Here is a 24091-nt window from a genome sequence, read left to right on the forward strand (position 1 = left end):
TTTTTTATTTTGGCTAGCTTCATGTCAGGTTTTTTGCATACGTAGTGGACAAAATCCAACCTAGGCTCCCTTCGTTTTCCCTCCGCTTGGGCGGCCCCTCTTCTGCCCCTAATTTTCCACCAGACTCTTGAATAAGTCGAAGAACTTAAACTTTCCGATGCGCTGAAAAAGGCTCTTCCGCAGCTTTCGCGGAAGAGCCTTTGAACGTTGAGCATCAGCGTTCGCCGCCGGACGGATTGCCAAGCTCCGGAGGCCGGCGCCCCCCTTCGGGACGCGGAGCGCCGCCGTCATGGCGGGGCCGGTTCGGCTTGCCGCCGTTATTGAAGCCGCTGCCGCGGCGGCGGTTTTTGCCGGACCAGCGGCCGCCCGAACGCGATTGCGAACCGTGCGCCGCCTCGGCCTGGACGGAACCGTCGTGGCCGTTCGCGCCGCTCCGCTCGCGCGGTTCCTTGCTCCCCCCGCCGTTATGGTGCTGCGGGGGCTTATGATGCGGGCCTCCGGACCTTTTGCCCTGTTCGGCCGAAGAGGAGCCGCCGCCGCGCGGGCCGCCGGCTTGCTGGGGCCGGCGGTCGCCGTTGCGGCCGCCGGAGGCGTCGGAAGGACGGGAAAACGTCCTTCCTGAACCGGCTTGTCCGCCGCCATCCTGCCCGGACCTGCGCGAAGCTTCCGACCGTCCGCCGACGGCCGGAGAGCTGCCGCCCGCCGCTTGCGCCTGGGCGGCCGCCCTGCGCTCCGCGCCTTCGGAAACCGCCCTCGCTACCGCCGACGGGCTCGTGCCCGGCACGCGCCCGATCGGCCGGTCCTTCAGCGGCCACCGAAGAATCAGGCCGTTGCCCTGCGCCGAAGCCGCCGCTTGCGAATCGTCATCGCCCTCGGACGATTCGGCGGCTTGTTCCGCCGCGGCGGTCAAATCGGTCACGAGCGACTCGGGCACCGATTTGGGATCGGTTTTCTCGAGCACGAAAAAAGCGCACCCGAAATTGCAATATTCGTTCAAATAATCCGCCAGATTGGAAATGACCGAATCTTTCGGACCTTTAGGGTTCGGTTCGCGAAAAAAACCTTTCAGTCGGAGTTGATTGTAGCCCCAGTCCCCGACGACATAATCGTAACGGTCCAGCACTTCGCTGTACCTTGCGCGAAACGCCTCGGGGTTCCACCCGTTTTTATGATCGTGGACGATCGTATAGGCGCTTCCTTCAGTCAAGTAGATCACGAATGCTTCTCCTCCCGAACGTCCGTCGAGTTGACCCCGTCATCAATCCGACTCCGCTGTAATATCAGCCCTGAGCTTTCGTGGCGGCGGCGGATTGCACTTGCTCGTGGGCATGATACGAGCTGCGAACGAACGGACCGGATTCCACATGGGAAAAGCCTCGCGCGAGGCCTTCTTTCTTCAGCCATGCGAAGTCGTCCGGATGAACGTATCGGTCGACCTCCAGATGGTTCGGGGTCGGCTGCAAATATTGTCCGAGCGTCAAAATATCGCAATCGACCGCTCTCAGGTCGTCCATCGCCTGCAGCACTTCCTCGTTCGTTTCGCCGACGCCGAGCATGATGCTCGATTTGGTCGGAATGTTCGGCGCCATCAGCTTGGCCTGCCGCAAAAGCTCGAGCGAACGGGGATATTTGGCTTTGGCCCGAACCCGGTCGCTCGTTCTCGCTACCGTCTCGATATTATGATTCAAAATATCCGGCTTGGCATCCATGACGGTTTTGAGCGCTTCCCAATTGCCCTGAAAATCGGGGATCAGCACTTCCACGCTGCAAAACGGCAGTCTGGCGCGGATCGCACGGATCGTAGCCGCGAAAATCGAAGCGCCTCCGTCCTTCAGATCGTCGCGCGCGACCGACGTCACGACGCAGTGGCGCAAATTCATCTGCTCCGCGGCTTCCGCCACCCGCTCCGGCTCCTGAAGATCCAGCTCCGTCGGGAGGCCGGTTTTGACGGCGCAAAAGCGGCAGGCGCGCGTGCAAATGTCGCCCAAAATCATAAACGTCGCGGTCCGATTCGCCCAACACTCGTATATATTCGGACAGCGCGCCTCCTCGCATACGGTATGGAGGGTCTTCGTCCTCATCATGTCCTTGATTTCGCGATAATTATCGCCTGTCGTAAGCTTGATGCGCAGCCAATCCGGCTTGCGCGGCTTAGCGCCCGTTGTCATCGGCATTCCCCTCTTTCTGTCCCCTTTATTATAACAGGTTTCACATAAAAACCAACGTTCTGCAAACCATATCCTTATGCGCAAAAGGAGGGGTTTCATGAAACGGAAAAACGTTCATTCGCCGTGCGGGCGCCGCATGTTCGCGAAACTTGCCGCAGTCGCAGCCGCGGGAACGATCGGCTTGTGCGCATTGATCAACGCGAACGATACCGCGGCCGCGCCGAAAGCCGAAGGAACGCCTCCCGAAACCAAAGAAGCAGCGCTTCGCCAGCTTTACGAACGCGTCGGGCTCATGACGGATTTGCCCTGGCATTCCATCGCCGCGATCGATCAGTACGAACGGACGCTGTCCCGGGCTCATCCGAAAAGCCGGCCGTTGCCCGAAAAAGCGCTTGCCGGCATTTATATTCCGGCCGAACAATGGGCCGGCCCTTTGAACCCGGACGCCGAGGACAAGAATCCGCTGTCCATCCGCTTGTTCCGCGGGATCGGCAGGGACGGCTCCGGAGACGGGATCGCGGACCGCGGGGACGCCGCCGACCTCCTCTATTCCGTCGCCGCGCGCATCCGGTCGCAGGGCGGCATATCCGGAGACGACTTTGCCATCGGACTGTGGGAATACTACCACAACACGAGAGCGGTGCAGCGCGTATTGCAATTTTCCCAGCTGTACGAGACGTTCGGAAAACTCGACTTGTCCGATCGCGCCTTCCCGCTGCCCATCGGTTCGGTATACTCCTACAGGAGCACCTGGGGCAACAGCCGCGGCTGGGGCGGGGCGCGGATACACGAAGGAACGGACATTTTCGCCGCCCACGGGATCCCCGTTCGCAGCACGGGCTACGGCATCGTCGAAGTGAAGGGCTGGAACCCGTACGGCGGCTGGCGAATCGGCATCCGCGACCTTGACAATCTGTATCATTATTACGCTCATCTGTCCGGCTTCGATAAAAAAATCAAGATCGGCGATGTCGTGAAAGCGGGCCAGGTCATCGGATGGGTCGGCAGCTCGGGTTACGGCCGCCCGGGAACCTCGGGCAAATTTCCGCCGCATTTGCATTATGGCGTCTACCGCGACCGAGGCCTCGTGGAATGGGCGTTCGACCCCTATCCGCTGCTTCGCAAATGGGAGCGTTCCGAACGGAACGCGCTGAAGGCGCATCGCCGCAAGTAGCTTGATTTGCGCCCGTTAATTCGCGGCCGCGTCCGCTTCGAGCAGACGGACGATATCGCCGCGTTCCGGAATCGACGATTGGGCTCCTTTTCGGCCGACGGCCAGCGCGGCCGCAGCGGAAGCGAAACGCAGCGCCTCGGAAGACGGCGTCCCGTTCGCGCAGGCGGCGGCAAACGCGCCGATAAACGTGTCCCCGGCGGCCGTCGTGTCGACGGGGGTTACGGAAAATGCCGGCGTAAAAAACGATTCTCCCTCGCCCCCCAGGCAAAGCGAGCCTTTCGCGCCGAGCGTTACGATGACGCAGCGGACGCCGCGGCGAAGCAATTCACGCGCCGCCGCTTCGGCATCCTCGCGATTTCCGACCTCGATGCCGGTCAGCGTTTCCGCTTCCGTCTCGTTCACGACGATGACGTCGATCAGCGGATACGCGTCCGCTTCGATCGGCCGGGCCGGAGCCGGATTGTACATGACCTTGGCGCCCAGGCCGCGGCATTGTTCGAGCACGTGGCGGTTGACCGCCCAAGGGATTTCGTTTTGCAGCAGCACCCAATCGGCCGACGCGAGCCGTTCCGCGGGGACGTCTTCGGGCGTCAGGCGGCCGTTGCTTCCGGCGGATAAAATGATTTGATTTTCCCCGCTGCCCGAAACGGTTATGAAAGCCAGGCCGGATGTGCCTTGCTTGACGGCCACCGACTCGGTTCCAACCCCCGAATTCCGCAAGGAAGCGAGCAGTTGTTGACCGAATGTGTCGTCCCCCACCGCGCCGACCATGCGCACGTCCCCGCCGGCTCTGGCGGCGGCCACCGCCTGGTTGGCGCCCTTTCCTCCGGGCAAATAATCGACTCCGCGACCGTGTATCGTTTCCCCGGGCAGCGGAAATTCGTCTACGTGATTGACCAAATCCATATTGATGCTTCCGACTACGAGCACTCGGTTCATAGGCCACCTCTTCTTAAGGTTATCGTTTTCTATGATGGACAAGCGGCCACCGGAATGCAACTGTTTTGTCGCCGGCTGTCCCTCGTTGGATGTTGTCCGATCGGGCGATTCCATTAAAAAATGCCTCTTGCTTCGGCCGAAGCCGAAGCGAGAGGCATTTGCCGCCGCCGGTTGTCCGGGCGGCGCGGCGGCCGGACAACCGGCGGCGGTTCAGCGAACCATCCATCCGCCGTCCACGCACAAGACGTGTCCGTTCATGTAGTCGGACGCGCGGGAAGCGAGCATGACGGCCGGACCGACCAGATCCTGGTCCGTCCCCCAGCGGCCCGCCGGAATCCGCTCCAAAATCTGGCGGCTCCGCACCGGGTCGTTGCGGAGCGCTTCCGTGTTGTCCGTGCTCATGTACCCGGGAGCGATCGCGTTGACCTGTACGTTTTTGGACGCCCACTCGTTGGCGAGCGCTTTCGTCAGCCCCGCCACGGCGTGCTTGCTCGCCGTGTAGCCCGGAACGTTGATGCCGCCCTGGAACGACAGCATCGAAGCGATGTTGACGATTTTGCCGGAGCCCTGCTCGATCATCGCCCGTCCGGCCAGCTGGGACAAGACGAAAACCGAGTTCAGATTGACGTCGAGAACCGCCTGCCAATCTTCGTAGCTGTGCTCGGCGGCCGGCGTGCGCCGGATAATGCCGGCATTGTTCACGAGCACGTCGATTCGGCCGAACGCGCCGAGCGTCTCGTCGATCAGCCCCGGCAGCGCGGCCCGATCGCTCACGTCGGCCGTCAGCGCGACGGCCTTGCGGCCGAGCGCCTCGATCTTGCTTTTCGTTTCTTCCGCCGGCGTGCGGTTCGTCACCAGCGCGACATCGGCGCCGGCGGCGGCAAGACCCACGGCGATCGCGGCGCCCAAGCCGCGGCCCGCTCCGGTGACGACCGCCGCGCGGCCCGTCAAATCAAACAGCTCTTTCAATGTTGACCGAACCTCCCTTGTAGCGCTTTTCGACCTCTTCGGACAATCCCGCGTCCGTGATCAGCAGGTCGATCTCCGCCAGCGATGCGAACGTCAGCAGCGCGGCGCGGTCGAATTTGCTGTGATCGGCGACGCAGTAAATTTCTTTGGCGCTTGCCATGTATGCTTTTTTCAATTCGATCAGCTCGTTCGTGAATACGGTCAGGCCGTATTTTTCGTGCACGCCCGTGGCGGACAGAAACAGCTTCTGCACGTTAAGCCGCGACAGCCAGTCCAGCACGTCGTTTCCGATCAGGACGTTTCGCTGGCGGTAGCCGCCAGGCACGACGAGCCGGATCCGATCCTTGCCGATCAGCTCGTGAATAATGAGCAAATCGTTCGTGATGACCGTCAGCGGCTCGTTGGGCAAACGCTTCGCGATTTCCAGCGTCGTGCTGCCCGCGTCGAGCGCGATGATATCGTCCCGCTTGATGTATTTCAACGCGTGGACGGCGATGCTGATTTTCTCGTCCGGATGCTTCGTGTTCGGAATTTGCAAAGGGAGCAGGGGCTCCGGCTCCTCCGCTGCGGCCACCGCGCCTCCGTGCGTCCTTTTCAGAAGGCCTTTTTCCTCCAGCTTCTCCAAATCCTCGCGAATCGTCTTTTTCGTGACGCCGAATCGTTCGCTCAGATCGGACACCTGGACGGTTCCGGCAGTCTGAAGCAGCTCCAGTATCGACTGTTGACGTGCAGCGGCCAGCATGATGCTCTTGTCCTCCCTTGCCAAACTCCCGCGAGATGAACTCGCGGTGCGCTCCAAAAGCGCGGCTTTCCTATTTTAATTCGCTCGGAGGAACGACGTCCATATCCGTAAACGTATAATTTTCGCCGGCCATCGCCCAAATGAACGTATAATTGCTCGTGCCCACGCCGGAGTGAATGGACCAGGCCGGCGAAATGATCGCCTGCTCGTTCGCGACGACCAGGTGGCGCGTCTCCTGCGGCTGCCCCATCATATGGAACACGCGGGCGTCTTCGGCAAGATCGAAATAGAGATAAGCTTCCATCCGGCGGTCATGGACGTGGGAAGGCATCGTGTTCCAGACGCTTCCCGGCTTCAGCACGGTGATGCCCATCATAAGCTGACAGCTTTGGATGCCGCCTCCGTGAATGATCTGGTTCAATTCGCGTTCGTTGGACGTCTCCTGCGAACCCAGGTAGAGCGTGTTCGCTTCCTGAATCGATACTTTGCGGGCCGGAATGACGGCATGCGCCGGAGCCGAGCAGAAGTACAGCTTCGCCGGGTTCGCCGCATCCTTGCTTGACAGCTTCACGTCGCGAACGCCTTTGCCGACGTACAGCGTATCGAGTCTGCCCAGCTCGTATCGTTCCCCGTCCGCCGTGACGACGGCGTCGCCGTGGCCGATGTTGACGAAGCCGATTTCGCGGCGTTCCAGGAAGTACTCGGTTTTCAATTGATCCCCGGCATCGAGCGCGATCGTTTCGTTGACCGGCTGCGCCCCCCCGATAATGAGTCGATCCTCATGCGAGTACGTCATATGAAGACGGTCCGCCTCGAAAAGCTTCTCGATCAAATAGTGCTTGCGGAGCTGCTCCGTGTCGTAACGCTTCATGTCGTCCGGATGAGTGGAATGGCGAATATCCAAAACGAACGCCTCCTTGTTTGATTTCGTTCGCTTTGAATTATATCACACATTTTAGAACATTTGTGAACGTTTTTTCGATCGATCCGAACGCCGTTAACGAATCGTCAATGCGCGGCGCCCGCTCCCGCGCTCGCCGACCCTTCGGTCGAAGACGGAGCGGGAGGCAGGGAAATGACCGGAGCCTGGGCCGCGCCGCTGCCGACCGGGTTGCCCGAGCCGTCGTAATAGTACATCGGGACGTCGCCGACGACCATCGCGTAGGAAAGCGGAATCTCCGTTTCGATCGGGTTCGATTCCTTGTCGAACGGAATGAGCACGTAAATGTTCGTTTTGATATGAATGTAAACCTCGACGAGCACGTTGTTGATGCCCGCGTTCGTCTGCCGCGTTCTCACCTCGGCCTGAACCGCGCTCGCAGGCTCGAACTTGACGGCGACGCTTGGGCCGATGGACGATATGATGGGGCTCTTGAGCGCATGCCCGATCGGAACCCGCGCGTACAGATGGCTTTGCTCTCGCAGCGCCTGTTCGACGATCCCGATCGTTTGGGCCGTGATGCGCATCTGCTCGTTGTAGTCGATCGCGAAGCCTCTCGTCTCCCCCGATTCGTCCAACTGCCATTTGATCATTCTGCTGCCGTCCGCCTGCGCCGATACATTGTTCTTGATCGCCTGATTGATCGCTTCGGTCGCCATCTGCGTCGTGCGGACTTTGGCCAGAAACATGAGCGGCTCCCGCAGCAGCTTGTCGAGCAGAACGACGGACTGGATGGATGCGAGCACCGCGATCAACAGCATGATGAGCCAAAAATGCCGCCGCTTCATCCGCTTGCGGGGACGGACCGCCCAGCCTTTCGGGCCGTTCGGGGACTTGAACGAAGCGCCGCCTCCCTTCGAAGGGCGGGCGACAAAGCCCCGGCTTCGCGGCACGAGACGATCGGCCGGCCCTTTCCACGTTCGGGGCCGGTTCCCTCCCCATCTGCGGACGGGCGGACTCCACTTCAGCCGCAGCGGCAGCGGCTTCCCCCACCTTTTTCGCAAATGGCCCTCCTCCTTCCGTTCGCTTCTGTCCCGGCAGGAGGGACAGTCCTCCTCATACTTATGCTTTCGGGCATTAAAAAAGAAGGCGCCCGTCCGGACGCCTTCCGTCAGCCGTATATCCTTCGGCTCAAGCTTTGGCCGCTTCGATTTCGATGGCGATTTTCACTTCGTCGCCGATCAGCACGCCGCCCGTTTCGAGCGCCGCGTTGTACGTCAAGCCGTAATCGCTCCGCTTCAGGCTGCCGGTCGCGCTAAAGCCCGCCTTTTCGTTGCCCCACGGGTCTTTGCCGACGCCCTCGAACGTAGCCGAGAACGTTTCCGAGCGGGTGACGCCATGCAGCGTGACGTCGCCCGTAATATCGTATTCGTCGTCGCCCGTGCGAACGATTTTCGTCGCTTTGAACAGCAGCTTCGGGTTCTTCTCGATATCGAAAAAGTCGGCCGATTTCAAGTGGTTGTCGCGGTCCGCGTTGCGGGTGTCGACGCTGGACAAATCGATCGCGAATTCGATGTCCGCCGTCGTCAAATCCGCCGGATCCGCTTCGATGCTGGCTTCGAAGCCGTGGAACGTGCCTTTCACTTTCGCGATCATCATGTGTTTTACCGAAAACCCGATTTCGCTGTGGGATACGTCTACCGTCCATTTTGCCTTTGCCATCTTCCGTTTCCTCCTCATCATTAACTAACTTTTGTATAGTAACATTAACTTGAATATAAACTATCGTCACAAATTTGTCAATGCGATTTTTGCGCTTTTGATTCCTTTTGGGCCCCGAAACAAAAAGACCGCTCCCTGTGGCCGTTGCCGGCCAAACGGTGCGGTCTTTTATCGTCACGATTCGACTTTGAACACGATATCGCCGTTTAGGCAATCGAGGGTGAGCTTTTTGTGCTCGAGAAACCAGACGTCCTTTTGTTCCATATAGAAGGTCAGCTCGCCTGCGGTCACCACGGCTGCCGGATCCATCGGATCGTCCTTCATGATGCCGAAACCGTACGGCTCGGTGCCCCCGCTGACATAACGAACAAATACGCGAATGCGGTCGCCGTGTTTATAGCCCCATTCCTGCTCGAAGCACTGCAAGGCGGACGGCGAAACGGCCATTTCCATTTCAGGCGCACCCCTTTCCTACGTATGAATCCCGCGTGCGGTCATTTCATTATACTGCTCGCTTGGCCGACCAACAAGGCCGCAGGCGGCGCTCGCCAACAAGCGCGTCAAAATCGCGCCATCAAGAAAATTGACAACGAACGAAAAATCATTTAAGATTCGCTTATAGCTTGATCTACAACTTCATACCCGGATGAAGGGGAGTAGCTGTTCAGTAAAGTCGTCATTACGAGATCAAATCTCCGGCTTTATTGGCAATAATCCATTGTTAGCGAGACCTTTGCCGCTGATTGTGAGACGCCTTTTTTGGCGATCTTAACAATTGGAGGCAAAGGTCTTTTTAATGATCATGAGTTGGATGAGGGAGGAAACGAGAAATGGATGTCGGGCTTTTGCTTGAGTATGGGTGGGTTTTGATTATTTTGGTGCTGCTGGAGGGGCTTTTGGCGGCGGACAACGCCCTGGTGCTGGCGATCATGGTCAAGCATCTGGACGAAAAGGAACGGAAAAAGGCTTTGTTCTACGGTTTGTTTGGAGCTTTCGTCTTCCGTTTCGCATCGCTGTTCATCATTTCCCTGCTCGTCGATGTTTGGCAAATCCAGGCCATCGGCGCGTTGTACCTGTTGTTCATTTCGATTCATAACATCGTGAAGTTCATTCGCAAAAAGAATGCGCAGGAAGCGGAAGCGGCGGAAAAAGAAAACCGCAAGCAGGCCGGCTTCTGGATGACCGTCCTCAAAGTCGAGCTTGCGGATATCGCCTTTGCGATCGACTCCATCCTGGCTGCGGTCGCGCTTGCGGTCGCCCTTCCGCCAAGCGGCATCCAGTCGATCGGGGGCATGGACGGCGGCCAGTTTATCGTCGTTTTGGCGGGCGGCATTATCGGACTCGTCATCATGCGGTTTGCCGCCAATTTCTTCGTCAAACTGCTTCACTCCCGTCCCGCGCTTGAACTGGCCGCGTTCGTCATCGTCGGCTGGGTCGGCGTCAAGCTCGCCGTTCATACGCTCGCCCACGACGCGCTGCACGTGCTCCCGCACTCGTTCGTGGAAAGCACCGGCTGGAAAGCGACGTTCTATATCGTGCTCGTGGCGATCGCCGTAACCGGCTGGTTCCTGTCGGGCAAATCGGCGGTTCCGAACGCGCATAAAGGCGACGAAGAACTGAAGGATACGATCAAGGAACAGCAAAAGCTGAGCTAATTCGTTATCGGTACGAGCGAATTCGCTCGCCGGTCCGAGCCGCAACGAATAACCCGCCGTCGGGCCCGTTGCGGCTCGGATGGCTTTGCAAGGAGGAAATCCCGTGTCCGAAACGTCCGAATTCGATCGCCTTCTGACGCAGCTGCCTTTATGGTTGGAAACGAGCAGGAAGCGCGCAGCCGAAGGCAAGGTCGCATCGTATATCCCGGAACTGTCCAAAATGCCCCAGTCCGCTCTCGGCATTGCCGTACTGGACGCGAACGGCCGAACCGCTTCGGCGGGAGACTGCGGCATCCCGTTTACGATGCAGAGCATTTCCAAAGTTTTTACGCTAATTCTCGCGCTAATGGATAATGGCGAAGCGGCCGTTTTCGACAAAGTGGGCATGGAGCCGACCGGCGACAACTTCAATTCGATGCTGAAGCTGGAGCTGGTGCGGCCCGGCATCCCGTTCAACCCGCTGATTAACGCGGGGGCGATCGCGGTGTCGTCGCTGATTGCCGGCGCGGATTCGGAGGAAAAATCATCTCGGATTTTGTCTTTCTTCCGCAAGCTGGCCGGCAACCCTTCGCTCGAACTGGACGAAGATGTTTACCGGTCGGAAGCCGCTACGGCCAACCTCAACCGTTCGATGGCCTATCTCCTAAAGGACAACGGCGTGCTGGAAGGCGGCGTCGACGAGGTGCTCGACGTGTACTTCCGCCATTGCTCGATCAAGGTCGCCTGCGCGGACATCGCCCGTATGGCGCTGGTGCTTGCTTTCGACGGCGCCGACCCGTTCACGGGCGAGAGCTTGATTCCGCGCCGCTACGTGCAGATCGCGAAGACGTTCATGATCACTTGCGGAATGTACAACGCCTCCGGCGAATTCGCCATCCAGGTCGGGCTTCCGGCCAAAAGCGGCGTCTCGGGCGGCATTTTGACGCTCGTTCCCGGACGTTACGGAATCGGCGTCGTCGGTCCGGCGCTCAACCGCAAAGGAAACAGCATCGCGGGCGTCCATCTGATGGAGACGCTGTCCCGGGAATTCGACTGGAGCATGTTTTGACCGATGGCTTTTGCTCTGGAAAACCATTCGAGAGGCGAGCCGACCTGCGACCGACGTCGCGGGTCGGCTCCTTCTGCATTGGCTGGGCTCAGCCGACCCGGCCCTTATTTATCCTTCCATCGCGGCACGGACAGGCTTAATCCTTGCGCTCCGGCCGCTTTCGTATAGGTCCGGTTCGCGATATCCGAGCCGTTGGCGTTCGCTTCGACCGATGCCCACGTTCCTCTCGTAAACTTGTACTGGATCGTCGTCCCGGTCGCCACGTCGAACGTAATGAAATACGTCCCGTCGCCGTTGCGCGTCATCCGGTAATCGCCGTCGGCGGGATTCCAGCCGTTGAACGATCCGGCGATGTACACCGAATCGGAAACGCTGGTGTTGGCCGGAACGCTTAGCGAAATCGTCAGGCTTTGACTGTTCGGATCAGGCGCTCCCGACACGATGCTGCCGCCGTCGAACGTCCAGACCCCTTGCTGGAACGTATAATTTTGGCCCCCATTGTTGTCCCAGACGCCGCTTCCGTTGTTGAACGCGGCCTTCAGGCTGGTCGCCGTTCCGATATCGACCGTAATGACGCTGTAGCCCGCGTGGTTCGGCGAAGGCTCCATCGCAAGGCCCGGAACGGCCGTCCATGCGCCGCCGGCCGGCATGTAATGGAAATACGGCGTCGCATATCCCCGCTTGTAATAAACGGTCGCCTGGTTCGTCGGAGGAGCGGCTCCAGTCGCGGCCGCGACCGCCTCGCTCGCTTCCGATACGTTGCCGGCGGCGTCGTACGCCTTTACGGTATACGAATATTCGGTTGACGCCGCCAGCCCGCTATCCGTATACGTCGTGCCGGCAGCATCGCCGACCTTGGCTCCGTCCCGGTAAATTTCGTACCCGGCGACGCCGATATTGTCCGTCGAAGCGTCCCAGATCAGCGTGATGGAGCTGCCGGTCGCTGCCGACGCCGACACGTTCGACGGAATCGAAGGCGCAACCGAATCCGTCGGATCGGCGATCCAGCCGTTGTCGTACCAGCCCTCCGCAGTCAGGACCAGGCCCGGCTGCTGCCGCCCCGGAATCTGGTTGCCGTTGTTGTCCTTGAAAATGACGCGGGCGCTTTCCGCATCCTCGATCGAATATGCATACCACCCGTTTCCTTCGCTGACCATTGCCGGCGACGTTGTCCAGACCGGTTCCGGGACTTCCGGCGACGTTTCATAATAATACAAATGCGGCGTTCCCCAGTTGGCCGGTTTTTTGAAATGGACCGTCAGGATGCTCCGTTCGGTTTTCGTGAAAACGTATTGTCTCGCATGTTCGGCCAAATCGTTGACCGCGTACAGCCGCAGCGCAACCGAGTCGCCGATCTCCATGCCGGCGCCGATCGCGATCGTCTGCCCGTTTTCAAACGGAATGCCGCCGTCTTTCGGATCGCTCCCGTCCAGCGTGTAGAAGCCCGTTTCGGCATTTCTCACGTTCAGGGTAACTTCCTTCGTTTCGGTGCTGAAGCTGCCGCCGGCGGGAGAGGCCGACACGCGGGCTTCGAGCGTCGGCGGTTCTTCGATGAGGATAACGCCGTTCGCGTGGGCGGCGAAGGTAACCTGGCCTCCCGTGACGACCGCCGATTGACCCGTATAAAAGTCCGTTACCGTCGTCCCGTCCTCGAATGCCGAACCGACGTTGACCGTAGTCGTTCCGCTTGCGCCGACGACGACCGCCACCTTGTCCTCGACGCCGCCGGAATTGTACGTCCGGCTGAACGCGTACGGCGACGATTGCAGCTGCCTGTGGCTTCCCGCCCCGACGGCGATATGCTTGCTGCGGAACTGGCCGAGCTTCTGCCAGTGGGACAAGACGCCCGCATCGATCGAACTCCAGTTCATGTCCGACCGCGTCGGCTGATCCCATGGCGCGGTTACCGGCGGTCTCGCCGTCTCGTCCCCGTAGAAAATCTGCACGCCTCCGGGCAGCATGAGCAGCGAGGTCCCCGCGTTGATCAGATTGCTGCGGTTAAAAAGCGAAGTGTCGTGCGACGAAATATAGCTCAGCATATTAAACGAATCGTCCGAGTTGATGCTGGCGGCGTAATTCGAATAAATCCCCTCCAAATTCGCCAGATTGCCCGCCGAGCCCTGGAACGAGAAGTTGATCATCGAATCGAAGCCGTTGTCGAAGTAGGCGCTTCGGCCAAGTCCGTGTCCCCACGCTTCGCCCGTCATCCAGAAATCGAGATCGTCGAGTTTTTTGTCCGGATGGGCCGCCTTCCAGTCCCGAAGCGCGATGACCGCTTCTTCCTTCAACGCTTTCCACACGTGCATTTCGACATGCTTGGCGGTATCGACGCGGAAACCGTCGATCCCGTACTCCCGGACCCAATCGGTAAGCCAACTGATCAGATGATTGCTGACCGTGCGAGGCTTGCCGGTGCGGGCGAAGAAAGCGTCCAGCTTCGCGTTTTCGGCCGCAAGCTTGGCGCTGCCCCACTTTTCGGCGAGAAACGGAGGAATGCCGACCGTTTGGGAGGATTCGGTTTTGAAATCCGGCAAGCCCGAAAGACACAAGGTCAAATCGGAGCCGCCGCAGCCGGAATACCCCGCGTAGCTTGAGCGGATCCAGTCCGGCCCCCACCAACGGGCCCAGCGGTTCGCGTCGGAGCTGGCGATGTAATCGGCGTACGTATCGTAGTGAGCCGCCGATTCCGGCTGATTATAGTAATAGTTTTGCCAGCCCCCGGCAAGCTCGCCGAAGTCGAACTCGTCCATGTCCTTCATCGTCTCGTAGCCGGCGTGGTTCAGGACGACATCCATGACGACCCGGATGCCATGCTCATGGGCGGTATCGACGAAATCGAGGCAGATCGCAAAACTTTGGATAAGCAGGGCGGTTTGCGCTTCAGTTCTTCGTTTCTCCCTCCTTTCCCTGTAAAAAAAGGCGTATTTGAATTGGAAGCGCATTCAAGATAACGAATCAAGACAAAATCACCCGGGAGTGCCTCGTTTCTTGAACAACTTAAACATAACCAATTTCTTCCGAATTGTACATAGGAAATTTAAAAAAATCGATCTCGGGACCGCGAAGCCCCCCGAACCCGGCTCCTTCCTCCGGCGCCGAGGGACCTCGGCTTTCAGGCCGTTTGCATTGCCGCGGACTTCATCGCCGATTCCGCAACCTCTTTACCCGCGCGGACGAATTCGAGGCAGAGCAGCCTTTTTCGTTATAAAACGCCGTTCGTATCGTTTCGGGGGCCCGTTTGCGGGTTTGGAGACGCGTTTCGAAACTTCTCGCGGTACTCGAACGTCGTCATGCCGACGCTTTTTTTGAAGATGCTGTAAAAATATTTGGTGTTCAGGTAGCCGACCTTTTCGGCGATGTCCTTGGCCGTATATTCGGTCTCGCGCAGCAGGCGTTTGGCCGCTTCCAGCCGGTAATGGAAAATGTAATCGGTCGGCGAGCAGCGGCAGACGTCCCTGAACAATTTGCGCAAATAGCTCGGAGAAAACTGCACGTGCTCCGCCACGATGTCGACCGTCAAATCGCTATTGCCGTAGTTTTGCGCGATAAATGCCTTGGCGGCTTTCATTTGCGCTTCCTTTTTCCGCTGATCGATCTGTTCCCTGGCTGCCAGTTGATCGACAAGCAGGTCCGCGAACAGCCGTTTTTTCTGCTCCAGCGTGTCCAGCCCATGCAAATCCCGGTGAAAGGCGCGCAGATCGAATTCCGCGAACGCCTCCGCCTGCGGCGAGGAATGCGAAAGCCGGCTCAACGATCCGCCCAGCTGCGTCAAAAACAGGCGAACCTCCTGCGCGCTGCCGTCCCGGACCGCTTCGAAAAACGCGTCCAGGCCCGCGACGGCGTGCTCGGGCTGGTTTTGCCGGATCCCCGTCAGCAGCGCCTGCTCCTCCTCGTAGGGAAAAGCGATTCGCGCGAGCTCGCGATCCTCGATATCGTCGTAGGCGACAACCGACCGCGGTCCGAAAAACATCCGATACTCGCTCGCCGTCAAGGCGTTCGAATAGCTTGTCCGGATCGCGCTCGCGCTCGCCGCGACCGTTCCGATTCCGGCGCTCGCGCTGAAGCGGAACAGCTCCTCGATTTGCGCAAGCGTCTCGGTCAGCTTGGCTCGAAGCAGGAGCATCCGGCTTTCCCCGAACGACGGCCCGTTCAGAATGACCGTGACGTGGTCCGGTCCGTTTTCCAGGGCTTCGCAGGCGAAATCCCTGCCCAGCAGTTCGAGCGCGATATTGACCATCGCGAACTTGAAAATCGAAATCCGGTGCGCCCTGCGGTCCGGTTCGAACTCGCGGAAATCGTCGAAGCGGATGACCGCGACCGCAAAGCGCCCGTCCGAAAATCCGATCCCGAACCGCTCGAACAGGGCCGGAAAATGTTCCGGGGTCGAGAAATCGTTATGCAGAAGCTTGTAAAGGATATACTTTTTAGCCGTGTCTTCGATTTCTTTGGCCACGGCGCCGGGAGGCCGTGAGCCGGAGAGGGGGGCCGCGCCGTTTGCCGCGGATACCGGATCGCCGCTGTCGGACAACATGAACATCCACTCCCCTCTCCGTCAGCCCAGCGTGCTGAGCATCTCTCGCGTAATCTCGTATTTCAGCGGCTCGCCGGCCAGAAACGCCCTGCATTCCTCGCACATGTACTCGCCCATCCGGGCGACTTCGCCGGCGAAGCTTCCGGAAATGCGGGCCGTCACAAAAGCGTTCTCGAGCGAAAACAGCGGATGATCGGCCGGAAGCGGCTCCGGGTCGGTTACGTCCAGCACGGCGGTAATCGTCTCGTTCTCCTTCAGGACCGCGACCAGATCGTCCGTAACGATCTGGGGGCCGTTGCCGGTATTGATGAACGTCGTATAGTCGTTCATCTGGCTCAGATAGTCGTAGTTGACGATGCCCGCCGTCTGTTCGTTGTCCGCCAGGTGGTTGGAAATGACGTGGCACGTGCTGAAAATGATGTCCAGCGGCGCTTTCGTCACGCCCAGCCGCTTCGCTTCCTCCGCCGACAGAAACGGATCGAACACGAACACGTCCATGTCGAACGGCTTCAGCAGCTCGATGACCTTCCGGCCGATTCTTCCGGCGCCGAGCAATCCGACGCGGGCGTTGAAATTGCCTTCGTACCGGTCCGTATAGCTTCGCGCCGCGTGGTAGCCCAGCTTCTTGTACCTTTGGGGGGCGCGCAGAGCGCCTTTGTTGGCCAGCAAAATATGGGCGAGCGTGAATTCGGCGACGGGCACCGCGTTGGCGGCCTGGGAGCTGAAGACGCGGACGCCGCAATCGAAGAAGGGACGGGCGAAATATTTGACGGAGCCGGCCGCGTAAAACACGGCCTTAAGCCGGGGAAAATACTCGCGAATTTCCCGCTCCGAGAGCGTCCCGAAGCCCCAGGTCGAAAAGATCAGCTCCGTTCGGGCAAGCAGGGGCGCATTTTCCTCCAGCCGGTTTTTGTCGACGATGGACGGACTGATGTCGATGATTTCCGACAGCTTTTCCATCGTGTATTCGTTGAAGATGCTGTAAAATTTGGACGAATCGAACGAAGGACTGGATTTGGCCGCCAAAAAAATTCCTTTCATCCTAGCCCTCCTCACCGAACGCATAATCGGGCCGACCCCGGGACGCGTTCGCGTCTTTTCCGGAAATCGGCCCCTTATTCGCCATTATAAAACATTTTGTTCCGTTTATCACCCGTTACCAGATAAGAAAATGCTTCTCCTTCAGCCTGAGCAGCGCCTCGATGAAGAAATAGTCGCCGTAAATGATCGGCACCCCGTAGTCCCCGTGCCTGCCGTGGTAGGACCCCGTTCCGTTCCCTACGATGGCGTCCTCGTCGACGTTCCAGTTGCAGAACCGCCGGTCCGTCGCCTGCAAAATTTGCACCGCCGCGTTCGCGTACAGCGGCTTCTCGAGCTCGGATACGGCTTCGGCGAGCTGCAGCATGCCGCAGGCGGCGCAAACGCCCGCCGTCGTATCGTAGCAGATCGGCTCGGCCGGAGCGCGGAAGTCCACCAGCGGAACGTAACCGGTCGTCGCGACGTTCGCGATGAAGTAGTGGGCGATTTTTTTCGCGGCTTGCAAATAGCGATCGTCGCCCGTATGGCGGTGGCTCAGGGCGAAACCGTACAGCGCCCACGCCTGCCCGCGCGACCAGGACGAGCCGGACTCGTAGCCTTGTCCGCCCGGCAGCTCCAGCAGCTCGCCGTTTTCGGGATTCAGGATCGCGATGTGGTTGCACGAGCCGTCCGGGCGCACGATTTTCTCCAGCGTCGTGTCCGCGTGATCCTTGGCGATATAAACGAAGCGCGGATCGTTCGTTTCTCTCGCGGCCCAGTACAGCAGCGGAATGTTCATCATGCAGTCGACGATCATCCAGCCGGCGCGGTCCTCGTTCCAGGCCCGAATAAACTTGCCGCGGGGATTGTAGCGCCCCGCCAGCACGTTGGCCGCGTGCAGCCCTCTCGTCTTCGACGTTTCGCTGCCGGTGAGGCGGTAATTGGCGACGGCGGAGTGCAGCCACATGAAGCCGACGTCGTGATGCAGGCCTTCGAATCCTTCGAGCGCCGCATCGAGCCGGCGCTCGACGCCTTCCGCCGCCGCCTTGTACTTCTCCTCCTTCGTCGCGTTGTACATCTGCCACAGCATGCCCGGCCAGAAGCCGTTCGTCCACCAGTAAATGTCGGTTTCGCCCTTGTCTTCCGCGTACTTGCCGTCGACCGGGATGTACGGGATGCGGTCGCCGACCCGCTCGACTTCCGCGGACATTTTGGCTTTCGTCTTCTCCCACGTTTCGTCCAGCCACGTGCCGAGCTGCGACTTCATTTCCACGCTCATGATTTTTACCCCGCATTCTTCCGAATTTGGCTGCTTCCTTCAACGCCACTATAAGCCGCCGCTCGGACGCCGGGCAAGGAGCAAAAATCAAGCCGCGCGGAAAAAGCGAATTTTAAACCCGCTGGCGGTTCGATCCGTTATCAGGAATCGATCCGCATCATCATCTCTTCCAGAATGCGGATGCGGGACAGCGACGCGCGCAGCAGGCCGATGCCGATTTCCGGATACAGCCGGACGAGTCGCGTCACCTCCTGCCGCCGCAGCGACAGCACGCTCGCTTCGCCGAAAAAAGCCTGCGCCGTCACCGTGGACGGCGATTCCTCCAGCGCGGACGCGGCGCCGCACACTTCGCCCGGGCCGAGCACGCCCAGCGTCGCTTCCCAGCCGGCCGCGGACACGCTTTTCAGCTCCACGTTGCCGGCGACAATGACGTACATCGCGTCGTTGCGCTCGCCTCTCTTGAGGAGCAGCTCCCCGTCCGCGAACGTCCGTTCCTCGGCCGCTTTCGCAATGAGCCCGAGCTCCTCCAAGGAAAGGTTCGCAAAGAAAGGCACCTTTTTCAAATAGACGACTTTGCCCAGCCGACCCAACATTTGATTCGCGTCCGTCATGCCGTTTCTCCCCTCTTCCCGCAAAGAAGCCTCGCGACCGATTTCCCGCCACCAGTCGTCCTTCGAACCGGCCGCCTCGGCGATCAGCTCGAGAGCCTGCCCGTCCTCCAGCGTTCCGGAAAAGCCGCGTTCCCTCTGCAGCACCGCGGCAAGCCGCTGCGACAGCCTTCGCTCGCCGAGCCCTTCCGCCAACACCTCCAGCCCGCTGCTTTGCATTTCCTCGTCGTCGCTTTCCGCCGCCCGCCGGACGGAGCCCGCTACCCGTTCGTCCGTCAGCCGCTCCAGCACCCGCCAAACGGCGTCCATGACGGAGCCGTGCAGCTCCGCCTGCCGCAGCGCCGCCAGCTCGGCCAAATCCGGATGCCCGGCCGCTTCCAGCGCCGCCGGATAACGAGCGGCGGATTCCTGCTCGGTCACCTTCTCCGCCGCAAGCCCGGCCAGCCAGCCCCGAACCTCCTCGTCCGGAAGAAGTCCGGAGAGGGCGGATACGGCCGCCTGCCATGTCTTGGGCTGGGCCTCGGCCAAGCTCCTCTTCAGCGGTTCGACGGCCGGCTCGCCCATGTCCGCGAGCGCCTTCACCGTCGTCCGGTACAGCTCCTGATCGGCCGTCGGCAGCCGATCCAGCATGAGCGGGAGCGCTTCGACCCGCCGAAGCTCGCCGAGGCATCGCGTCGCCGCCACCCGAACCGACGGATGCTCGTCGCGCAGCAGTTCGAGCATTTGCGGCGCAAATCGGTCGAGCCCAAGCTCCCCGACGACCCGGCAGATCGGGACCGCCGGCTCTCCGCCCTCGCGCAGCATGCGCCCGACGGTTTCGTAGCAAGCCGCGTAGCTTTTCTCGCTTTTCAGCAAATACAGCGCCTTGACCGCTTCGGCGACGACCTCCGGCGACGGGTCCGACAGCTTCGAACGCAAGAAATGGAACGCCCTCTCGGGCATATGCCGCATCTGCGCCAGCTTCCGGACGGCTTCCGCGCGCACGTCGGGGTCTTCGTCCTCGAATATCGGCACCGCCTTGGCCATCGTTTCCAGGTTCGCCCGGGACAAATCCAGCGCCCGAAGCGCCGCAAGCCGAACCCTGACGCTTTCGTCGCCCAGCCTGTCCGCGATTTCCCTTGCGTATCGGGAATCGGAAACGGCGCCTAGCACATCGAGCGCGATTTCCCGGGCTTCCTCCCGCGGATCGTCCAGCATGGCGCGGACGGCGGCCATCGCCCTCGCGTTGCCGGCCAGCTCGCGCAGCGACTCGGCAAGCTCCCGCTCCTCCGAGCTGATCGTTTGCACGCTATGTACCAGCGCCTTGACGTACAGCTGCCTGACGCCCCAGGCCAGTCCCAGCAGCGCCGCGGCCAGACCCGCTCCCGCGAGCGCCACGGCGGCAAAGCTCCACCCGAAGCCGCCATGCAGCAGTTGCAACCCTACGCCGAGAACGAGGCCGAGGAACGACGCCATTCCCTGGGCGGCATACCGGAAGCCGTCCCGCTCGCGCAGCGGCAGCGTCTTGTAAAAAATCTGGTACGACGGCTCCGCCGAGTAATAGACGAGCACGTTAAGCAGCATATAGACGCCCGCGGCCGCCGCCATTTCGAACGGCGTGTCGAACAAGGCGAAAGCCGCGGCGAAAAAGACGGCGAACAATGCCGAAATGCCGATCAGCATGCCGCTCGCTCCGAACCGGGCCGTCAGCTTTCCGGACACCAGCTGAAGCAGAAAGGCCAGAACGAACAGCAAGGTGGAGACGAGCCCGAACATCCTGCCGTATTCCGCTTCGTCCGGATAATGCGCGTGAGCCGTGTTGATAAACATATATTCGGCCAGAAAAAACAGCGCCGGCATGATCGTCATGATGCCCAGCACGCCGAGCAGAAACGGCGATCGAAGCGTGCCGCGAAAATAGCGCATGGAGGAGGAACGCGCCCCGTCCTTGTCCGCCTCGGCGGCCGCCGTTTCGCTCAGGGCGAGCGGCACGATAAATTGCGCGATCGCCTTGCGGTAATGAAAGGAAATGGCCAGAAGAAGCAAGGGTCCGGCCGCATAAACGACGTCGGCTCCCAGCGGACTGACGAGCTGCGTGACGATGCCGCCGAAAATGCCGCCGAGCGTCGCCGCCGAAACGATGACGGGCATGACCCGCTTCGCCTGCTGCGTCGGACAGATGTCGACCGCAAGCCCCCACAGCATCATCGTCTGCTGCCGCACCGCAAAGTTCGACGTAATGAACAGGATCGCGTAATAAAAGGGAACGTCGATCCCCGTCCCCCGCAAAAAAAGCAGCGCCGCCGCGTTCGCCAGCACGATGGCCGTAATGGCGGCGTACTGCAAGCGCATGAACGCCGGCTTGGACATGCGGCCGGCGAGTGCGCCCATGCCCCACGCTTCGATCGGCAGCAGCACGGCTTCGGCCATATACACGTATGGAAGAAACGAACCGCCCAGCCGCTGGTTGAACAGCGTCATCAGCCCGTTGTAATTCAGAACCTCGGCAATCTCGCATAAGAGAAAAATGGGCGCGATCAGCGCCAGCTTGCGCCAGTCGTCCGCCCGAAGCCCCATCCGTTCCCCTAATCGCTGCAAATTCATCATCGCTCTCTTCGTTCGGCAGTTCCGCTCTATACCGCCAACGTTCCGTTCCAGCCGGCCGAAGTGCCTTTTTGGTAATATTCGTCGCAAAGATAGAAATACAGCTTGGCCGCCTTGTCGAGGCGGTTTTGCTTGAGCACCTCCACGAACGTTTCGCGCGCGTCGTAAAAACGCCCTTCCTGGCAAAGCGCAAGTCCCCGTTCGAACAACGCCTTCGTCCGGTCTTTCGCTTTGCGCATCTCTTCCGGATCTCCCTCGTAAACGTCGATCAGCTCGATCGCTTCCTCCATGCCTTCCGGCCGGATTCGGCCGAGCCGCCGGTGGCGGTAACGCTCGGGATCGCGCAGCTGTCCGAAAAACTCCCGCGTGACGAGAACGGATGCCCCGAGCGTGTCGGACATTTGCTCCAGCAGCGCCGTCCGCTGCACGTCGTCGGAAATGACGTTGCCTTCCCAGCGCATTTCCTCCCCGATGATGCCCATCATGAGCGGGCCCCGGTGAATGGCGATGCCGATATCCACCGGCGCGTAGCCCGAGCTTTTCCGATGTTCGTTATAGGCGGAAAGCTCCTGCCGGATGGCGATCGCCGAGCGGATCGCCGCCTCGACGTGGCCGGGAAACAACGACATGAAGCCCGCCCCGGAGTATTTGCTGACCAGGCCGTCCTCCTTGCGGACGAGCGGTCCGAATCTCCGCAGGAACGAATTCATGAAATTGAAGTTTTCCTTCGGCGTCAGCGTGCTCGACAGCTGGCGAAAGCCCCGGATGTTGGCGACGAGAACGGACATATTCTGCTGCACCTGGTCGCCGAGGCGGATGTCGAGAATGCCCTTTTTGCCGAGGGCGCGGAAAAACTGCTGCGGCACGAACCGGTAAGAAGCCTCGCTGAACGCGGTAATGTCGGCGATATATTGCCGGATGTACCGGCCCATCCGGTTGAATTGCTCGCCGAGGTCGCCGACCTCGTCCCGGCTCCTGATGTTCACTTCGACGTCCCAATTCCCGTTCGCCATTTCCAGCACCTTGCGGCGAAGCTTGCGGATCGACGACAAAAGCACGAAATTGAGCAGCAAAATGACGGCAAGCAGCACCGAGGTCATAATGACGATATTTTCGATTATGCTTTGGTAGATTTTTTGGTTTTCCTGGTAAAGCACGCTCAGGTCGCGGCCCGTTTCGTAAATGCCCACGATGTTCCCGGCGCTGTTATAAACGGGGCCCTGCGCGTAAATCCACTGGCCTTCGGCATCCTTCCATCTTCCGCCAAGCACGGTGCCCTGCGTCCGCACCGCCTCGTTCTCCTCGCTGTCTTCGGCGGGCCGGAACATGTTGACGCCGTCGTCGTCGTCCATGATGATGTAGGCCTTTTCCCCTTCGAACTTGTACAGCGTGCTGTAGAGGCCTTTGCGCTGTTCCGCTTCCTGGCCGTCGAACAGGAAGTTCATTCTGTCGCGGATCGCGTTGTAATCCTCGTTGCCGTAGTCTTCGGGAGATTGGAGCCTTTCGAGGCGGTCTCCGTCGATCAGCTGCTGCCCGTTGCGGGCAAGCAGGAGCAGCTCGTTCTGCATCTGATCCTCCATGCGGGCCGCGAAGCTGTTGTAGATAAAGTTGGAAAGCAGGATCATGCAGACAAGGACGACGGGGACGATGACGAGCAGCTGTTTTAAAAACAGCGGGAAGCGTCTCCGGAACAGATGCACGTACGCAAGCCGCGCCGCAACGGCGAGAAACGCGGTTCCCATCGCGAACGCGATCCACAGAAGCCAATGGTTTCGAACGTCCGCGCCCGACAGAACGGTGCTCCGCAAATCGCCGGCCGCGTTCATCCGTCCGTCGAGCAGCAGCAAGCGGTCGCTAAGCACGACCGTATAGCCCCCGTCCGGCGAAGCTTTCACATCCATGAGCTCGAAGCCTTCCGAATCGGGCGCCAGCCGCCTGACGGCCGCGTCGTCCAGCAGCACCTGCAAGCTTGCGGGATTGCCGGGCTCCATCGCCGTCACCGCGTTCAGCAGCCGATCGATAAAAAGCAGGCGTCCGGAGGCGTCGAGCGACAAGTTTTCGGGGAAATTTTTGCGCGTGCGTTCCATCGTCTGCAACGGATACAGCAGCTCGCTCGTTCCTTCGGCGGAAACCCGGTAGATCGAGCCGCGCTTGGTCGTATAATAGATTTGGCCGGGAGCCGTTCCGGTCGCTTCCGAGAGATAGCGATTGTCCGGCAGCGTGAACGAAAAGACGTCCGAGACCGCTCCCCCGTCCAGAGGGGCGCGTTTCAGAACGGCGCTGTCGATCCCCGTTTCGAAAAAGTAGACGAAGCCGTCCCGGACCTGCAACCCCTTAAGCTGGCCGACGCGCTTGCTCGTCCCGTCTCCGGGCTTGCTGTACAGCGCATGGGCCAAACGTCCCGAAGCGTCGTAGCGGACGATCCGTTCTTCCGCCACGTACAGCCCGTAATCGTCAAGCGCCGTCACGAGCGCGACGATGCCCCCCGAGCCGTCGGCGATCGCTTCGGTAAAGTCGTTGCGGACTTCGCTCCCGTTCCGGATCCGATATTCCAGCGAGCCTTCGGTATCGAAGCGGGAAATCTCCTGCTTCGAGGCGCCGATGGCGATAAGCGCCCCGTCCGGCGAAGCCGCCGCGGCCGAAAGATTGGACAGAGGCTGGCGGTCCTCCCACGGCGGCGTTTGCCAGGCGTTATTTTGCGCGAGTCCCCAAGCGGACAGCCCCGCGGTCGCGAGGGCGACGATCAGCAGCAATACGGCGAACCTTTTCATCGTTA

At 60.2% G+C, this 24091-nt stretch carries 19 protein-coding genes; 4 read left to right on the plus strand and 15 right to left on the minus strand.

Annotated features, from left to right (window positions below; all coding sequences use genetic code 11):
* Positions 1-214 precede the first annotated feature (214 nt).
* Together B7E11_RS29965 and lipA are read right to left on the minus strand one after the other, a co-directional pair.
* Entirely contained in the window at positions 215-1216 is a 1002-nt protein-coding gene (locus B7E11_RS29965; protein WP_213084134.1) for a YutD-like domain-containing protein, read from the minus strand.
* A 64-nt stretch (positions 1217-1280) separates the two neighbouring features.
* A complete protein-coding gene (lipA, locus tag B7E11_RS10520; protein ID WP_080834133.1) occupies positions 1281-2168 on the minus strand; it encodes a lipoyl synthase in 888 nt (295 codons plus the stop codon).
* A gap of 97 nt (positions 2169-2265) precedes the next feature.
* Between lipA and B7E11_RS10525 the strand changes: the two genes are divergently transcribed.
* A complete protein-coding gene (locus tag B7E11_RS10525; RefSeq protein ID WP_080834135.1) occupies positions 2266-3342 on the plus strand; it encodes a M23 family metallopeptidase in 1077 nt (358 codons plus the stop codon).
* 15 nt (positions 3343-3357) lie between these two features.
* Here the strand turns inward: B7E11_RS10525 and rbsK are convergent, their stop codons facing one another.
* The 7 genes from rbsK to B7E11_RS10560 form a co-directional block, all read right to left on the minus strand.
* Positions 3358-4281: a ribokinase gene (gene rbsK, locus B7E11_RS10530; protein WP_080834137.1), complete on the minus strand. Its 924-nt coding sequence runs from the start codon at positions 4279-4281 to the stop codon at positions 3358-3360.
* Positions 4282-4491: 210 nt separating this feature from the next.
* Entirely contained in the window at positions 4492-5250 is a 759-nt protein-coding gene (gene kduD / locus B7E11_RS10535) for a 2-dehydro-3-deoxy-D-gluconate 5-dehydrogenase KduD (RefSeq protein ID WP_080834139.1), read from the minus strand.
* Entirely contained in the window at positions 5234-5992 is a 759-nt protein-coding gene (locus tag B7E11_RS10540) for a DeoR/GlpR family DNA-binding transcription regulator (RefSeq protein WP_080834141.1), read from the minus strand. The genes kduD and B7E11_RS10540 overlap by 17 nt, the downstream gene beginning before the upstream one ends.
* 70 nt (positions 5993-6062) lie before the next feature.
* Positions 6063-6896 carry a 5-dehydro-4-deoxy-D-glucuronate isomerase gene (kduI, locus tag B7E11_RS10545; protein ID WP_080834143.1) on the minus strand — a complete coding sequence of 278 codons (834 nt, stop codon included), beginning with the start codon at positions 6894-6896 and terminating at the stop codon, positions 6063-6065.
* Positions 6897-7000: 104 nt separating this feature from the next.
* Positions 7001-7936 (minus strand): sporulation protein YunB, encoded by a 936-nt coding sequence (gene yunB / locus B7E11_RS10550; protein WP_245809675.1) that lies wholly within the window; start codon positions 7934-7936, stop codon positions 7001-7003.
* 127 nt (positions 7937-8063) lie between these two features.
* Positions 8064-8594, minus strand: coding sequence for a YceI family protein (locus tag B7E11_RS10555; RefSeq protein ID WP_080834145.1), 531 nt, complete (start codon positions 8592-8594; stop codon positions 8064-8066).
* A 174-nt stretch (positions 8595-8768) separates the two neighbouring features.
* Complete coding sequence (locus tag B7E11_RS10560) at positions 8769-9047, minus strand: HesB/YadR/YfhF family protein (RefSeq protein WP_080834148.1); 279 nt, start codon at positions 9045-9047, stop codon at positions 8769-8771.
* 377 nt (positions 9048-9424) lie between these two features.
* Here B7E11_RS10560 and B7E11_RS10565 point away from each other — a divergent pair, with 377 nt between their 5' ends.
* On the plus strand, positions 9425-10249 hold the full coding sequence (locus tag B7E11_RS10565) for a TerC family protein (RefSeq protein WP_080834151.1): 825 nt from the start codon (positions 9425-9427) through the stop codon (positions 10247-10249).
* A gap of 103 nt (positions 10250-10352) precedes the next feature.
* A complete protein-coding gene (glsA, locus tag B7E11_RS10570; RefSeq protein WP_080834153.1) occupies positions 10353-11297 on the plus strand; it encodes a glutaminase A in 945 nt (314 codons plus the stop codon).
* A gap of 104 nt (positions 11298-11401) precedes the next feature.
* On the opposite strand, the gene B7E11_RS10575 is transcribed toward glsA, so the two are convergent.
* Complete coding sequence (locus tag B7E11_RS10575; RefSeq protein WP_176220688.1) at positions 11402-14092, minus strand: carbohydrate binding domain-containing protein; 2691 nt, start codon at positions 14090-14092, stop codon at positions 11402-11404.
* Between the two features lie 21 nt (positions 14093-14113).
* On the opposite strand from B7E11_RS10575, the gene B7E11_RS30630 reads away from it, so the two are divergent.
* Complete coding sequence (locus B7E11_RS30630; protein ID WP_281256491.1) at positions 14114-14248, plus strand: hypothetical protein; 135 nt, start codon at positions 14114-14116, stop codon at positions 14246-14248.
* Between the two features lie 251 nt (positions 14249-14499).
* Here the strand turns inward: B7E11_RS30630 and B7E11_RS10580 are convergent, their stop codons facing one another.
* The 5 genes from B7E11_RS10580 to B7E11_RS10600 form a co-directional block, all read right to left on the minus strand.
* Entirely contained in the window at positions 14500-15834 is a 1335-nt protein-coding gene (locus B7E11_RS10580) for a helix-turn-helix domain-containing protein (protein ID WP_080834157.1), read from the minus strand.
* 15 nt (positions 15835-15849) lie between these two features.
* Positions 15850-16869: a hydroxyacid dehydrogenase gene (locus tag B7E11_RS10585; RefSeq protein ID WP_176220689.1), complete on the minus strand. Its 1020-nt coding sequence runs from the start codon at positions 16867-16869 to the stop codon at positions 15850-15852.
* 115 nt (positions 16870-16984) lie between these two features.
* A complete protein-coding gene (locus B7E11_RS10590; protein ID WP_080834161.1) occupies positions 16985-18124 on the minus strand; it encodes a glycoside hydrolase family 88 protein in 1140 nt (379 codons plus the stop codon).
* 140 nt (positions 18125-18264) lie between these two features.
* Positions 18265-21315, minus strand: coding sequence for a HEAT repeat domain-containing protein (locus B7E11_RS10595; RefSeq protein WP_176220690.1), 3051 nt, complete (start codon positions 21313-21315; stop codon positions 18265-18267).
* Positions 21316-21344: 29 nt separating this feature from the next.
* On the minus strand, positions 21345-24086 hold the full coding sequence (locus tag B7E11_RS10600) for an adenylate/guanylate cyclase domain-containing protein (RefSeq protein WP_080834168.1): 2742 nt from the start codon (positions 24084-24086) through the stop codon (positions 21345-21347).
* Between the last annotated feature and the right edge of the window lie 5 nt (positions 24087-24091).

Source organism: Cohnella massiliensis (genome assembly GCF_900169535.1).
Classification (GTDB): Bacteria; Bacillota; Bacilli; order Paenibacillales; family Paenibacillaceae; genus Cohnella; species Cohnella algarum.

Excerpts from the sequence above, each read along its gene's own strand:
- B7E11_RS10575 (WP_176220688.1), bottom strand. The coding sequence starts at position 14,092 with ATGGATGTCGTCCTGAACCACGCCGGCTACGAGACGATGAAGGACATG.
- B7E11_RS10560 (WP_080834148.1), bottom strand. The coding sequence starts at position 9,047 with ATGGAAATGGCCGTTTCGCCGTCCGCCTTGCAGTGCTTCGAGCAGGAA.
- B7E11_RS10540 (WP_080834141.1), bottom strand. The coding sequence starts at position 5,992 with ATGCTGGCCGCTGCACGTCAACAGTCGATACTGGAGCTGCTTCAGACT.
- B7E11_RS10600 (WP_080834168.1), bottom strand. The coding sequence starts at position 24,086 with ATGAAAAGGTTCGCCGTATTGCTGCTGATCGTCGCCCTCGCGACCGCG.
- B7E11_RS10595 (WP_176220690.1), bottom strand. The coding sequence starts at position 21,315 with ATGAATTTGCAGCGATTAGGGGAACGGATGGGGCTTCGGGCGGACGAC.
- lipA (WP_080834133.1), bottom strand. The coding sequence starts at position 2,168 with ATGACAACGGGCGCTAAGCCGCGCAAGCCGGATTGGCTGCGCATCAAG.
- B7E11_RS30630 (WP_281256491.1), top strand. The coding sequence starts at position 14,114 with ATGGGCGGTATCGACGAAATCGAGGCAGATCGCAAAACTTTGGATAAG.
- B7E11_RS10585 (WP_176220689.1), bottom strand. The coding sequence starts at position 16,869 with ATGAAAGGAATTTTTTTGGCGGCCAAATCCAGTCCTTCGTTCGATTCG.
- rbsK (WP_080834137.1), bottom strand. The coding sequence starts at position 4,281 with ATGAACCGAGTGCTCGTAGTCGGAAGCATCAATATGGATTTGGTCAAT.
- B7E11_RS10525 (WP_080834135.1), top strand. The coding sequence starts at position 2,266 with ATGAAACGGAAAAACGTTCATTCGCCGTGCGGGCGCCGCATGTTCGCG.
- B7E11_RS10580 (WP_080834157.1), bottom strand. The coding sequence starts at position 15,834 with ATGTTCATGTTGTCCGACAGCGGCGATCCGGTATCCGCGGCAAACGGC.
- B7E11_RS10565 (WP_080834151.1), top strand. The coding sequence starts at position 9,425 with ATGGATGTCGGGCTTTTGCTTGAGTATGGGTGGGTTTTGATTATTTTG.
- B7E11_RS10590 (WP_080834161.1), bottom strand. The coding sequence starts at position 18,124 with ATGAGCGTGGAAATGAAGTCGCAGCTCGGCACGTGGCTGGACGAAACG.
- B7E11_RS10555 (WP_080834145.1), bottom strand. The coding sequence starts at position 8,594 with ATGGCAAAGGCAAAATGGACGGTAGACGTATCCCACAGCGAAATCGGG.